Annotated in this window: 2 protein-coding genes and 1 pseudogene; all 3 read left to right on the forward strand. The window is 36.9% G+C overall.

What is annotated here, in order from left to right:
- Window positions 1-1,236, forward strand: a pseudogene (locus F6U93_RS01640) (PorP/SprF family type IX secretion system membrane protein); the annotation flags it as partial.
- A gap of 485 nt (window positions 1,237-1,721) precedes the next feature.
- Entirely contained in the window at window positions 1,722-15,755 is a 14,034-nt protein-coding gene (locus F6U93_RS01645) for a T9SS type B sorting domain-containing protein (protein ID WP_191963434.1), read from the forward strand.
- A 35-nt stretch (window positions 15,756-15,790) separates the two neighbouring features.
- On the forward strand, window positions 15,791-16,771 hold the full coding sequence (locus F6U93_RS01650) for a PorP/SprF family type IX secretion system membrane protein (RefSeq protein ID WP_150936224.1): 981 nt from the start codon (window positions 15,791-15,793) through the stop codon (window positions 16,769-16,771).
- Window positions 16,772-17,081 lie beyond the last annotated feature (310 nt).

The following is a 17,081-nucleotide window of genomic DNA, read 5'->3' on the forward strand; positions in this document are numbered from 1 at the left end:
CAAGCAGAAGCAACAAGATTAGAAGCTGAGCAAGCAGCAGCAGCCTTAGCGGAATCAGAACGTTTAAGAAAAGAAGAAGAAGCACGTCAAGCCGAAGCCGCAAGATTAGAAGCAGAACAAGCCGCAGCAGCTTTAGCAGAAGCAGAACGTTTAAGACAAGAAGAGGAAGCACGCCTGGCTGAAGAGAAACGACTTCAAGAAGAAATTGCAGCTTCAGCCTTAGCGGAATCAGAACGCTTAAGAAAAGAAGAAGAGGCGAGATTAGCCGAAGAAAATCGTCTTAAACAAGAACAGGAAGCGGCAGCATTAGCAGAAGCAGCTCGACTCAAGGCTGAAAAAGAGGAAGCTTTAAAAGCAATTGCGCCTAAAGATGAGGCAACTAAACAGATGAATGATGTTGCAAGATCATTACACGAATCGAGTAAAGAACAGGAAGAGCTCATCGATAAGTTAAAAGAAAAGGTTGCTATCAAGCAGCAAGATCTTGATGATTTAATTGAGGAGAATAACTTAAGCGAACAAGGTATTGTAAAAGCACCTAAAGCTTTTAAGAGTATTTCAGCTGAAAATCGAGAACTGGAAGAGCTTACTAACGAGATTGACAACATTGTTGCAGCTCAGAATAATAAAATTCGTCGATTAGATAGAATTTATAAAGAACGTTTAAGTGAAGTTTCTGATCCTAATGATGCTACAAATAAATTCTATAAGCGTAGAATTGAAGAATTAAAATCTCAGCAGGTTGAAGTGTTACAAATTAGACAAGGATCAATCTTTAAAATCCAAGAATTAAAAGAAGAGATTAAAGAAGAGAGAAAACGTAGAATCAAACGTGCGCTATATGATAATGATGAAGAACGCTACCAAAAAGATAGAGCAGCACTAAATGTCATCAGACAGAATACACCTGTTAGTTCTCAACCATTAACAGCTGATGATTTTGATTATGGTGAGGAGCTAAGTAATATTCAAATTGTTAAAGGTATTAAGCATGTAGAAGAAGGTTACTATTTGGTGGTTGCTGTGCATACCGATACCGATAAGCGTGATGAATTCCTTAGAAAGGCAGTAGCTTCAGGACAAAAGGATATTAATTTCTTCTTTGATGTGAATACGAGTAAATATTATATCTATTATGAACATTATGATGGTATGAGTAATGCTCAAAATGCCCTAGGAAGTAAAGGGAATAAACCATTTAATAGTAAAATGTCTATTGTTAAAATAGAAAAATAATAGTGGTCATACCTATTGATGACATTATAAAAAACTGACTGAAACGTATGTTTTTTGAAAGCAAAACGATGAACCAATTCAAATTGGTGTTTAGGTTTTCGCGATAAAAATATACTTTGTTTCAGGCAGTTTTTTTATTTTCATTTTAAAAAATGGATTTCATATCAAAATGTTCTTGATATTTCAACTGAAAGGCTTCTTCAAATCTTCAAGAATTTTTATTTGTAATCATTATACTACTTGACACTTCAATTTATCGTATTAAAGGTGTTATTTTATCGATAAAATGCATAATTTTTATCAACACTATGTTCTGTTCCGAATTATTTTACGATATTTATAACGTTAAAAACCGTTAAAAAACCAAAAAAACAGTTTAAATACATGCTTCTATGTACATGATGTACATAGAAATATGATTAAACTAGGTTTATAGTGTGTTGTTCATCAAGATGATACATGTAAACGCCCCAAACTTAACCAACATGAAAAAAACTACTTTTTCGACATGTGTACCTCTTTCGCATGCCATATTATCAAGAATAATGGCATTGTGTTTTAATCTAAAAAAGAGGAACGTCATTTTCATTTTATTGTTTTTCATCGCTTTAATTGGACAAGAGGCTTTTGGTCAAGTCGCTGTGCCTTTTACTGCCAGAGAACTAGCTCCAGGAGAGACAAGTATCCGTGTTAAAGGAGATATAGCCTTAATAGGAAATAGTATTATAAAAGGAAAAGGAAGTAAGTACGATCTACCTTACAATGGTACTGATAGTAATAACAATGTTGATGCCGAATATATCGATATTGACGGGGATTCAAGTACATTTAGCTCGAGTTCAGCTGGGTTAAATACGAATATAACCTGTAAACAAATTATTTACGCGGGTTTGTACTGGGCTTCTGCTTACCCTAATGGTGTGGGAGATGGCTCGGCTTTTGGGGGGACCCCTCGCGAAGATGATTGGAACACAATTAAATTCAAATTACCAACAGGAGGTTATATTGATTTAGAAGCTACTGGAGATGAAATTATTTTAGATGGTTTAAATGCTGATTACTTAACTGAAAACGGACCTATAAAAGATGGACCTATTTTATGCTACAAAAATGTAACGAGTTTACTTCAGGGGTTAACTGAAGCAGATGGGACTTACACTGTAGCTAACCTTAGGGCTACACAAGGAAGAAGAAATGGTGGTTGTGCCGGAGGGTGGACACTCGTGGTAATTTATGAAAGCCCTGATTTACCAAGTAAATTTATTTCAACATTTGATGGTTATGCTGTAGTACAAAACTCTCAGGCGGATGTGGATATTGACATTGCTGGTTTTCAAACATTACCAGCTCCTTTACCAGTAAACGCCAAAATAGGCGTTGCTTCTTTAGAAGGTGATTATGGTTTAGGTGGTGATACTTTTAGATTTAAAGCAAGTTCGATATCTAATTTTACGAGGCTTTATGATGATTTAAATCCTAATGACAATTTTTTTAATTCAAGGATTACTGATGAAGGGGAATATATGACCGATAGAAACCCTAATAGTGAAAATAACTTAGGTTTTGATATTAAAAATATTTTGTTACCAAATAATGGTAATGCTATTCTTCCAAACGACGAAACAGCTGGAACTTTGAAACTAACTACGTCAGGTGATGGTATTGGTCCGTTTTTAACAACTTTTGCTGTAGATATTATTGAACCTAAAGTGGTTTTGACCAAAGCTGTACAAAATGACGCAGGTCAGGATATAGGAGGAGAGCTTGTCAATTTAGGTGCTGATTTGAAATATGTTATTTCTATTGAAAATATTGGTAATGATGATGCCACAGGTTTAACCATAAGAGATGAACTACCTATAAATGTGAATTTTAATTACCCTGATGATATCGAATTTGTAACACCTGGAATTACACATACTTATGATTCTGATACAGGTGAATTGGTGTTCACCGTTCCAGACCATTTGGTTACGAAGAAAGAAGGACCTACAGATATAGATATTTCAGAAATAATATTTAATGTAAAGGTGGTTAACTCTTGTAACGAATTAAGCGATGCTTGTTCTAATATTATTAGAAATCAGGCTTATGCGACCTATTATGGTGTAACAAATGACACTTATGAAATTACCGATGAACCTAGTTATGAATATAATGAAGATAACAACTGTTTACTAGCGCCTCAAGCTACTAACTTTTTGGCAAATATAGATAATTGTACATTTGAAGAAGATGTTTATTTGTGTGGGGACAGCACAATACTTGTTGCTCCAAGTGGATATGATTCCTATTTATGGTCTACCGATCCAACTTTTAGCGATAGTAGTCAAGAGTTAGCCGGAAATAATGACGAATTAACTGTTACAAGTCCCGGTGTTTATTATGTTAGAAATAATGCTATAGCACCTTGTAGATCTACTGAAAAACAATTCAATGTTTCTTATTTTGGAGGTAATGTTGGTAACCCTGTAGCTTCTTATGCTGATGAAATTTTGCAATGTGGAAATGATGGTTCACAACTGCCTAATTTCTATTTGTGTGGAATAAGTGATATTAGAAACATTCAAACCTCATTAACAAACTATACAAGCATCATTTGGGAGAAATTGGATGAAACATCTTGTAATGCTGTTACGCAATCGGGCTGCCCAAATACAGATTCAGGATGCCAATGGAATTTCTTAAATGACGGGCCTGATTTTGATTTATCAGAATCTGGGGAATACCGTTTAACAATAGAGTATGATGGTGGTTGTTTCAACCAATTCTATTTTAATGCCTATACTAATTTATTAGATCCAGATATAGAAACTGAGGATATTATATGTAATACCACAGGAAAAATCACTGTAAATAATCTGCCTACAGGTTATGAATATAGTTTTGATGGAGGAGGGTATACAACTAATAATGTTCATGAAGTTTCAGCTCCTGGTAATTATAATGTAAAAATTAAACAAATTGGGGTTAATACAAACCCTTGTGAGTTTGAATATAATGTTCAAATAGATCAATTTGATCCTAAGTTAGAGGTTGCTGCTTTTAATCCAACTTGTTATGGAGACGTAAACGGACGTATAAAATTAAATGTTAATGGTGGTAATAATAATGATTATCGTTATGTGATTACAGAGAGTGGCGTTAACAAAGGAGATTCAAACTGGATTTCAGATAAGTCTCATGAATTCATAAATTTAACTCCAGGAACTTATGATATAGAAGTTACTTTAGAGGATGGTTGTGTGTTTACTGATAAAGTTGATATCATAGCACCAAGCGATTTAATAACCTCGACTTCAGTTAGTCCAATAACTTGTGGAGATGGGGAAGTGAATATATCAGTTAGTGGAGGAACAGCTGATTATTCTTTTGTAGATTTAAACACACCTCATGATATTCAAGATACCGGTCTTTTTGTTATAGATACACCAGGGACTTACAATTACCGAGTTACCGATGCGAATGGTTGTACTGCAGATGTTTCTGTAGAAGTTGAACAAATTGCGCCACCAACATTCACAGTAACGGGGTCAGATTTGGCATGTTACGGTGAAGGTTCGGCTCAAATTACTTTTAATGTAAGTAATGCTAATGGTTACACTATTGAATATAGTATTGATAATGGATCCAACTATTTTAATAATGATACTTTTCCAAATTTATCAGTTGGCACTTATGCTACAATGATTAAATATTCATTTAATGGTGCAGCATGTTTTACTCCAGCTCAAAATGTAACTATTGATGGTCCTGATGATGCTTTAACAGCTTCAGCAGGGGTTTCAGAATTAGCAGGTTGTGGACCAAATGGAGAAGGTACGGTTAGAATTACAAACCCTCAAGGTGGCGTACCCCCTTATGAATATAGTTTTGATAATCGTGCAACTTGGGTTTCTTCTAATAGTGCTGAAGTTTTTCCAGGTACTTACACATTATATATTAGAGATGCTTCTGGTTGTATTTTTGCAATGCCTAATATTATTCTAGATCCTGAGCCAGAAGATCCAGTTATTGATGATAACATTGACCCACAATATAATTGCGACGGAACAGCAAATGCCACAGTAAATGTAACTAACAACGGTGGTTCTAATTTTGCTTATACGTACTTACTTGACGGTGTAGAAAATCCAAATACAGCAGACCCTACAACCTTTCTAAATGTGCCTAGTGGGAATCATACCATTAGTGTACAGTATGAGTTACTAGATGTACCAACTTATAGTAATTTATTATTAGAAACTTTTGGCTCTGGAGATGATGTTGAATCACCTGGTATCAATACTGCTTTCTATTGTTTTGAATATCAACAAGCCCCCCCTTATTGTAAAGATCAACGAAATATTCAAGATGGCGATTACACTGTAACCTCTCGCATCCTGTCGCCTTATGGTAACTGGCTGCAACCAGGGGATCATACTTCTAATAATACCGACCCTAATGGACGCGCATTGGTGGTAAATATAGGAGATCAACTTCCTGAAAATGATGTTCTTTATCGCAAAACTATTAATGATATTATTCCTAATCAGCCTATTAATTTTGAGGTTTATGCGTTTAACCTTTTAGATAATAATAATCCACAAAGTGGCCCCCAATTCGATCCTAATTTAACTCTAGCATTAGTCGATGGTTCAGGAGTTGAAATATCAACTTATGCAACTGGAAGTGTGCCTAAATCGAATCAATGGGAAAATTACCCCAAAACCCCAGTAGTACTAAATCCTGGTAATAACACTAGTTTAGAGTTTATTGTGCGATCAAGTGTTAGACAAACCAATGGTAACGATGTAGCTATTGATGATATACGTGTTTATCAACTACCTATTAGTTGTATACAAGAAGTTGAATTTCCTATCATCATTGATTCAGGACAAGCTTTTTCAGCTGAAGTGACTGGTCATACAGATGTAACCTGTAATGGTGCTGATGATGCAACGATAACGATTTCAGCAACTAACTTCGACACGACTAATGGTTACCAATATTCTATCGATGGTGAAACGACTTGGAATACCGTAAGGACTTCACCGTTTGATATTATAGATTTAGATGATAATGGAGGAAATCCGTACAACGTGCAAATTCGCTATGACGCTACTTCTACAGGTTGTGAGGTTTCAATTCCACAAAGCATTAGTGAACCTAGTGAAATACAATTAAGCTTAACGCCTACACAGGCAACTTGTACCACCGGAGCAAGTATTGAAGCAGAGGTTACTGGAGGAACAGCACCTTACACCATAGAATTATTAGATACAGTAGGTGTTGTCGTAGATACTTTTGTAAATAATTTACCAAATGGTGGAACCTTGAGTAATGTGGCAGTAGGCGATTATACAGTACGTGTTACTGATGCTAACGATTGTTCACCTAACGGAACTTATGATGTAAAAATAGAGTCTGTAGGTACACCAACAGCAGATATTGATATTACAAAGCCGTGTTTAGATCTAGGTACGGGAGCAACAATTAGAATAGATCCAATAGATGGAAAAAGACCATTCCGTTATAGATATGATAGTACTAATGGAAATATTGGCTATCAAGCTAGTCAAGAACTTACTGGTTTAGCGCCAGGTTCTTATGAAGTTTGGATGATTGATGCAAATAATTGCGAGGCTAATTTAGGGACTCACATAATTGCTGGAGGACTAGGTATTTCGGCGCAATTAGATAAAGGATTAGATTGTTCTACTTCACCGGAGGCTGAATTATCTGGAACAATTACTGCAGGTTATGCGCCTTATACTGTGACATTAGTTCAAGGTACAGGAACTGTGAATTTTACGAGTTCAACATTTACTTTAGAAACGGCTACTGCTGGAACTTACCAGTTTGAGGTAACCGACGCTGAAGGGTGTACAAGCTTATCTTCTGAGATCACAGTAAATGCAATCTCTAACCCTACGGCAACAACTACGGATACAAATCCAAATTGTTTTGGAGACAACAACGGTTCTGTGGTTATAAATGCAACAGGCGGAGCAACTCCTTATGAATACAATTTTGATGGTAGTGGATTTACAAATAATGCGACCTACTCAGGTTTATCGGCAGGTGTCACATATAATTATATTGTTCGTGATGCTAATCAATGTGAATTCCTTGGTTCTGTAACATTAAGTGAACCAACAGAATTAGTTGTAAGTGCGAGCGTTACAGATTTATCATGTAATATAAGTAATGTAGAACAACCTGCAGTAGTAACTATTGACGTACCAACAACAGGAACTGCACCATACGAATATAGTTTTGATGGCACGAACTTTAGTAATACAAGAACCTTAGATGTTTTTGATGATGGAACAACACAAACTATTAACTACTCCGTTCAAGATGCTAATGGTTGTACAGTTAGTGGAAGTCTAACCATTGACCCATTAGATTCACCAACAGATTTATCATTCGCTTCAAGTGCTGTAACTTGTGCGGCTCCTGCTACAGGGGTTACTGTAACAGTAACTGGTGGAGTAGCACCATTAACTTATGAAATTACAGATCCATCTGGTGCAGCAACTTCAAATAATGATGGAATCTTTTCAGGCCTAGGCCCAAACACTTACGTATTTAAAGTGACTGATGCTAATGGATGTTCTTATACAGAAGCACATACTATAGGATCGGTAACACCAATAGCACTTGTTGCTAGAGTAACTAGTGATGTATTGTGTTTTGGTGATACAACTGGAGCTATTGAGTTAGAAGTTTCTGGATTCTCAGGAACATATAGTTATTCAGTAGATTCAGCTGCTCCTATAACAGGTCAATCAGCAGCAACTATCGATTTGCTTAATTATGCGGCAGGAACTTATTCTGTTATAGTCACTGATGACATTACGGGATGTACTGCAACAGATGATGTTATTGTTGGCGGACCAACGTCGGCATTAAGCTTAGCAGAAATTAATAACGTAAATGCCGATTGCGATACGCCTGAAGCTCAGGTAAGCGTAGAAGCCAACGGCGGTACACCTATTTATACTTATGCTTTTGTTCAAGATGGTGTAAGCCCAACCCCAGGTGATTATACCGCTAGTGCTATAGCTAATCTAAATCCATCAACAGCTACAGATTGGGATGTTTATGTGAAAGATGCCAATGGCTGTGTCGAGCAAATAGATGTGGCGATTTCAAGTGATGGAACTCCAGCATTAACTATTAATGTTAATAATGGTTGTACATTACCTTTTGAAATTGAAGCTGTTCCAGACACAACACCTGGGGGAGTAGCACCTTTTGAATACAGTTTAAATGGAGGTGTTTATCAAACTAATCCGATATTTACGGTAAATGCTGATGGAGTTCAAACCATTACTATTAGAGATGCTAATGGTTGTACTGCTACGGCAAATGTTACCCTTAACCCAGTACTAACAGGTAGCGCAATTTTAAATAAGGATATTACTTGTGAACCAGGAAACGAAGATGCCATAATCGAAATTAATGCAGCTGGCGGAAGTGGAGCTTATACTTATGAAGTATCTAGCGATGGTGGAACAAACTATTCCACTCTAGTAAGTTTACCATTTACAACAGGAACAGCAGGATCTTATATATTTAGAATTACCGATACAACAACCAAATGTATAGTGGTAACGAACCCGATAGTTGTTACAGCAACCGATCCAGTTACTGTTACCCCAACAAAAGTTGACCCAACTTGTAACGGCAGTACCGATGGTTCTATAACCTTAACAGCAAATACAGGAGCAGGCCCATTTGAGTATAGTATTGATGGGGGATTAACTTATGTTCCAACCAATGTATTTGGTGGTTTAGCCGATGGTTCTTATAATTATATAGTAAGAGACTCTAAAAGTTGTGATGCTACAGGAACAGTAACTATAACAGAGCCAGATCCAATTGTTCCTACTATTGTTTCAAATCCAATTTTATGTAATGCTAATACGCCTGGAAGTATCGATGTAAACATTGATACGGGGGGTGTGGCTCCTTATGAATATACTTTGTACGATAATGCTTACGCTGTAGTTGGTTCATATACAGAAATAAGTGCGGCGGCAACACCAGTGTATACCTTTGCTGGTTTAAATTTTGGTGATTATTATGTTACGATTGTTGATGCTAATGGTTGTGAATTTAATAGCCCTAAAATTAGAATAGAAACACCTCCTTATTTAGAGTATAGAGGTGAAGTAGATTCTAATAGTTGTGCTTTAGGGGTTGATTATTTAGTTGAAACAACAGGGGGTGTTCCACCATATAGGTATTCTATTTTTGGACAGCCAGGCACTGAAACAGCACCTATTGCCTCTCCAACTTATACTTATTCAGGTTTGTTACACGGGGTGACTTACTTTTTACAAGTGAAAGATGCTAATGATTGTATCTCTATTCATGAGGCTACAATGCCTGATCCGCCTTCAACGATTGAGATCACAAATATAGTTACTAGTGATGTTAACTGTTTTGGAACTCCAGATGGCACCATTGGTTTCTCAGTTGAGAATTATGACAGTACTGTAACTGATATTAAATATGAAGTTCTTAATGCTTTGACATTAGTACCTGTTGTTTCTCCAGCTATAGATTTATCGGGACCTGCAGGAGGTCCAGTTTCAGGTAGTGTTACAGGGTTGGCAGCCGGTGATTATGTACTTCAAGTAACAGAAGTAGGAGGAACGCTGTGTTCTAATACAGAATCGTTTACAATTACTCAGCCAACTCAAGCGCTTGACTCTAATGTCACAAGTAATATAAACGCCAATTGTAATTCAGTGGCACAAGTAACTCTAACAACAACGGGAGGTACAGGGCCATACCGCTATGCGGCCGGAGCCCCTGGATTTAGTCCAATGGCTTCCGATTTTCAAACGAGTAATGTATTGATGCTAGACCCGGCTATTCGTACTAATTGGGATATTGTAATTTGGGATGCTAATGATTGTGAATTTAAATTAAATGAAACGATTGCAATAGATGCACTTCCAGAAGTAGCCGCACCAGCAGCTCAATGTTTTGATGGGAATTCAATGTCTATTACTTTGTCAGAGGTAGCACCAGGTACAGCGATTACTCCATTAACATACCATGTATCAACAAATGCAACTCCTAACCCTGCTGCATTTGGTTCAAATGATACGTTCTTAATAACTGCAGCCAATACTTATTATGTGCATATTAAGGATGGAAATGGATGTATTGATACTAAAACTTATGTAGTAAACGAGCAATTAACCCTAGATGTCACGGCAACCGAATTAGATTGTGTGGTAAATCCAGCAGAGTTTACATTTACTGCTAATGGCGGAGATGGGACTTATACTTATGCTGTAAGTATCGGAGGAGCTCCATACTCTACAATTAGTTTGCCTTATGATACTACAACAGCAGATGATTATCAATTTAGAGTAACTGACGGTGCAGGTTGTGAAGCTTTTTCAGAAGTTATTACAATTGATACTCCAATTACACCAATGCTTAGTTTTACTCAAACTAATGTGAGTTGTTTCGGAGGCTCCGATGGAACGATTACTGTAACAGCTACAGCTGGTGTTGGGCCATTTGAGTTTGGTATTGATGATGGTTCAGGAATTGCATATCAAGGAAATGACAACCAATTCCCTGGACTTAAAGTAGGAAGTTATGATGTGTATGTGCGTGATAGTAAAAGTTGTGAGTCCGCTCTAACAACAGTTGTTATTGGTGAGCCTAATACTTTAATCGCAGACTTAGATTTAGACACTGCACTATCTTGTGGTGCCGGAAACACAAAACAAGGAGCTATACTTGTAGCGGATCCTTCTGGTGGAACAGCACCGTATTTCTTTAGCTTTGATGGTGGTATTTCATTTAGCAATACGGCAACCTATACCACTAACTTACCGGGTGTTGTTAATGTAATAGTACGTGATACTAAAGGCTGTACAGTTTCAGCAAGTCAAACCGTACCAAATATTACACCACCAAACGATTTAACGTTTAGTCCTACCACGGTAACCTGTAATCCAACTGAATTAACATCAGATGTGACTTTAACTCCAAATGTAGGAGCCATTGCACCATTTGATTATAGTATTCTTTACCCAACTGCAGTTGTAGGAGGAGTAGCAGAGCCAGGATCATATACATTTAATGGGTTAGCTTCTGGTACTTATACTTTCCGTGTAACAGATGCAAACGGTTGCTACTACGATGAAAGTTATACCGTAGACCCGGCTGAAGATGTCAATGTTTCAGGAACAGTACTCAGTGATGTTTCTTGTTTTGGTGGTAATGATGGTTCAGCAACTTTTACGGTAACAAATGTACCAACTAGTTTTACAGCTACCTTAACAACAGGAATGGCAACAGTAGGAACACCAACAGGCAATACAGTTACTGTAAGCGATATGGTTGCAGGAAATTATACCCTAGAAATTACAGATACTACTACCGGTTGTACAGCATCTACAGATGTTACCATTACAGAACCAGCAGCAGCATTGAATCTTACCGCAGTTACTACTAATGTACATTGTAATGAATTCAATTCAACAATCACGGTGACTGCGGCAGATGGAACACCAAGTTATAGTTATGCGGTTGTGCCAAGCGGCGCTACTGCACCAACCATATTTATTCCAAATACTAATGTACTGGTTGTAGATACAAATTCTGGAGCTGATTTAGACTGGGATGTGTATGTACAGGATGCTAAGGGTTGTACTGAGTTCACTACTGTAAATGTTACTTTAGAAACCATGCCAACAGTGACTGCTCCTACTATTGCAACATGTGTAACACCTGGAGGAACTTACGAGTTTACAGCGACTGGAGCGGATGGTGTAGCACCTTACGAATATTCTATTGGTAACGGTTTCCAAACAAGTCCAACGTTTACTGGATTAACAGCAGGAACTTATACCGTGACTATTAAAGATTCTAATGGCTGTGAAGGCACAAGTACTCCGGTGACAGTTTATGAGAATTTAGATTTATATGCAACTATTGTTTCACATCCTACATGTGCAGATAATGATGGTGTGATAGATGTAACCGCCAATGGTGGATCTACAAATTATACGTATGCTATTAACCCTTCAACGGGTATTACACCAACAGCAACTGGATTTGAAGGTTTAACACATACTATTGAATACACAGTTACAGTAACTGATAATGATACGGGATGTGCTTTAGACACGAAGGTGACTTTAGAAGAGCCTACAGATGTCATCTTTGCTACAGATGTTATTGATGTAACCTGTAATGGAGGTAGTGACGGACAAATAACTGTAAACTTAGATGCTACTCAAGATAATCCAATTTACAGTTATGAGATTATTGCAGGACCGACGACAGTGGCTGCTCAACCTTCTAACGTATTTAGCGGTTTATCTGCAGGAACATATACTGTGCAAGTAACTTCTGGAAGAAACTGTGTAGATACTCAAGATATCATAGTAGATGAAGCAGATGAAATCGTTATGCCGCTTCCAACTGTTGTACAATATGCTTGTATTGCAGATACCAATACTTCAAATTATGCAACAATTACAATTTCAGGCGTAAATGGAGGTTCTGGAAACTATGCGATTTATGAGTTTATTCGTGGTGGAATAACTGAGCAACGTAGTAACAATCCAGTATATACTGAAACAGATTTAGCTGGTGGTTCTTATACTATTAATGTATATGACGATAAAGGTTGTATAGGAAGTACAACTGCTACTATTATTCCGTTTATAGGTATAGAGGATTTAGATATTGTGGTAAATAACGGAATCACTTGTGTAACTGGTGAAGACATTACAGTTTCTGTGAGCACGACAGGAACAGGTACTCCAAACTTACAATATGTTGTATCGGAGGTAGAATCTGATGGAACACCAATAGCTGGTGGATTTACCGATATTAATAATCATGGAGTTTTCACAGGCCTAGATATTGGAAACTATTTAGTGGAAGTTTCAAATATAGATACAAGTTGTTACTTAAGAAAGTATCACTACGTAAGTGATCCAAATACTTTTGATTTAACAATTGACAACGTAATTGATATCACTTGTTATGGTAATAATGATGGTGCCGTGAATGTTACATTTATCGACCGTGTACCATCACCAACCGATGAGTCGGGCGCCTTCAGTTATATTGTTGAAGATGCTTCTGGTATCACTGTACAAAGTGGAGCGGTACTTAATGCAGGACCTCAAACAATTACAGGCTTAGAGGCGGGTACATATACTTTAACTGCTGTTTTAACAAACTCACCAGAATGTGAGGTGAGCAAAGCCTTCACTATTACAGGCCCTACGGCAGCATTAACAGCATTAGAAACCCATACTGAAATAACTTGTGATTTAGCAAACGGAACCATTACTGCTAGTGCTACTGGTGGATGGCCAGGAGGTTATGAGTATCAATTAGAAAAGGTGGGAGGAACAGCTACTGCTTTTGGTTCAACATTTACATTTACCGGTTTAGATGCTGGAGATTATAATGTAAATGTTAGAGATTCAGGAGACTGTATTGCAACAACAGTTGTAACATTAGTAGACCCAACACCAATTGATGCTACTGCAACTTTAGATCCAGCGTCAGCATTACTTTGTTATGGAGACGCTACTGGAATTATTAATGTTGTTGCAATGTATGGTCAAGGTTCTAATTACACCTATACATTAAATAAAATTGCACCTATAGCAAGTCAAACAGGGCCTCAAACAGGTTCAAGTTTTACAGGTTTAAGTGCGGGTACTTATAATGTCACGGTTACAGATGGTTGGAACTGTTCAGCAACTACAAATAACATTGTTATTACTGAGCCTACACTTATTGATAGTGATCTTGTGATTTCAAAAACACAAACTTGTGCTCCTAATTCGACAACGCTTACTTTAACAGCGAGCGGAGGAACAGGTCCTTATGTTTATAGTGCAGATGCTACCTTCACTACCGTAGTACCTTTTGCAACTACCATAGATATTCAGGTAGCTCCTGGAACATATCAATACTATATTCGTGATGTAAATGGATGTGCAACAGGCTTGTCTAATGAAGTAAAGATTGATCCATTAGAACCGTTAACGGTTGATATCGATGTTACAAATGCAGACATTAATTGTTATGGTGATAATACCGGTGTAATTGTAGCTAAAGCTCAAGGCGGATTAGGGAACTACATCTATACCTTACAAGATGCTACCGGTAATGATATTACACCTGTTGTTCAAAATAGCCCTGGTGTATTTACCGAACTTGTTGCTGGTGATTATCAAGTTTATGTTACAAGCGGAGTGGATTGTGAAGTAACCTCTCTTCCTGTTACTATAAGTCAACCGGCTGCTCCGCTTGAAGCTCCTTTTGCAGTGTCAAATGTCGCATGTAGTGGTGGTGACGATGGTAGTATACAAATTACGGCTACTGGTGGAACAGGAATTATTAAATACGCGATTTCACCACAATTAAACCAATTCTTTGATTCTGGAACTTTTGAAAACCTTAGCGTAGGTGTTTATCAAGTTGTCGTTCAAGATGAGGCAGGTTGTTTTGAAATTCTTGATTTTACTATTGGCGAACCTACTCCAGTGATTTTAACTGAAATTCCAACTTCGGTAATACCAGAAGTGTGTGCAGGTGATCTTGATGGTGCGTTTAGTGTTAATATTACTGGGGGTACAGCACCTTATAGTGTAACCTTAGATGATATCAATGGAAACTATGTAACAGGTGGAGCGACACAAACACAGTTTGATTTCACAGGGCTTGCTGGTGGTGGTCATACAGTTTATGTTTTAGATGCTCAAGGTTGTGATTCAGAATGGTATGTTGATTTCCCTGAGTCTGTGAACCTAGACCCTCATGTTGTAGTTGAATACGATTGTGTTAATAATACTTCGATTAACAGAGTGGTTGTTACCGTAGATGATAGTATTCAAGATCTAAGTCAGGTGGAATACTCGCTTAATGGTGGTCCTTATCAAGCTAGTAATATTTTTGTAGATGTACCTGGTGGTTTTGATCAATTTGTTGATGTAAGACATAGCAATGGTTGCGTTAAAACAACAAGATTATTTGATGTAGATAATATCACTCCAGTACAGCTTATCCTAGAAGATGGTGAGTTAAACCAAATTGTTGCTACAGCAACTGGAGGTGTAGCACCTTACGAATATTCATTAGATGGCGGGGCGTTTAGTGGTACCGATAAATTCCTAATTTATGAATCTGGAGATTATACGGTAACTGTTAGAGATGTCTATGGCTGTGAAGTTTCTGCAACACGTTACTTCGAGTTTATTGATGTATGTATACCAAATTACTTTACGCCTAATGGTGATGGTACTTTAGACGGCTGGGGACCTGGTTGTGCAACGCAATACAAAGATTTAACTGTGCAAGTATTTGATCGCTATGGTCGTAAACTAGCAGAGTTAGCCGTGAATGAAACTTGGGATGGTACTTATAATGGTGAAGAGTTACCTACTGGTGATTACTGGTATGTCATTAATCTTAATGACCCACTTTATGATAAAGATTATGTTGGTCACTTTACACTTTATAGGTAGAAAAATTAGTAGCAATAACCGCTGAATTTAAAATTATGCAAATAAGAAAAATTATCATATATCTAGTACTCATGGTCGTAGTAAGAAGCTACGGCCAAGAGTTAAACCTACCTGTATTCACACAGTATTTAGCAGATAATAATTTTGTTATTTCTCCAACATATGCAGGTATTGGAGATAATGTAAAACTTAGGTTTAACGGTTTAACACAGTGGGTTGGTATTGAGGATGCGCCAGACAACCAAGCGTTTTATGGTGATGTTCGAATTGCCGATAGAACAGGGGTTGGACTGTCGTTGTACAATGATAGAAATGGTAATACCTTGCAAACAGGTATGAAAATTTCTTTTGCGCATCACATTATATTAGACTATTATTCAAAGCAATACATGTCTTTTGGTATTTCGTATAACTTAAATAGTTTTAAACTTAATATTGATAATTTTGAAGGCGGTTATGATCACCCAATCTTAGATCCCTTTGTTACTGACGACAGACGTACATCAAATCACAATTTCGATGTAGGTTTACTTTATAGAAATAAAGGTTATTTTTTAAGTTTTAATGCGAATAATATTTTGCCTAAAAACATTGATGAAGCCATTCGTACATTAGAGCCTAGTTTACTTTTAAATTATCAAATATATACTGGGATTACCCTAGGGAAGAAGTATGGTCGTATTGAATATGAACCTTCTGTTTTTTACCAAATGTTTAGCTCAGATAAACGTTCTAGTACCGATGTAAACTTTAAAATTAGAAGCTATAGCAGAAATGAAGATTATATTTGGGGTGGTGTTTCATACCGTTTCTTAAACGATCAATTCTTAAAACCTTTAAGTATTGGGCCTATGGCAGGCTTTCAAAAAGGTATGTTCTATTTTGGTTATGCTTACCAAGTAACTACTAACGATATTGGTGCCTATAACTCAGGAACGCATTTAATTACATTAGGAATTAACTTCTTACAAGGTATTAGTAATTGTCCGTGTACCCAAAGTCCAGTGCATTATTAATATTTTAAGCTCCAGAGGGGCTGAAATAGAAAACTAAATTTCAGTAGATAAACTAAAAGGCAGTTAAAAACTAAGTTTAAAGATTAGTTTTTAACTGCCTTTTTTTATGAAAATAACGAAGAATCAATATATTCTGTTAGAATGGTACAAAGCTGTTTTTTGAAGCTTCTGGTACACTCCACTGCTGGGGTATAGTTATGTTTTTTGTTTCATCAATTTGTTTGCTCCAGTAAGGTGTAAATAAAAAAAGTTGGTCACTTCATATATATCCAAAGGAAAATGAAGTAACCAACTTTTTTATATAAATTAT

Source organism: Pseudotamlana haliotis, from assembly GCF_008806375.1.
GTDB classification, from domain to species: Bacteria; Bacteroidota; Bacteroidia; order Flavobacteriales; family Flavobacteriaceae; genus Pseudotamlana; species Pseudotamlana haliotis.

Excerpts from the sequence above, each read along its gene's own strand:
- F6U93_RS01645 (WP_191963434.1), top strand. The coding sequence starts at position 1,722 with ATGAAAAAAACTACTTTTTCGACATGTGTACCTCTTTCGCATGCCATA.
- F6U93_RS01650 (WP_150936224.1), top strand. The coding sequence starts at position 15,791 with ATGCAAATAAGAAAAATTATCATATATCTAGTACTCATGGTCGTAGTA.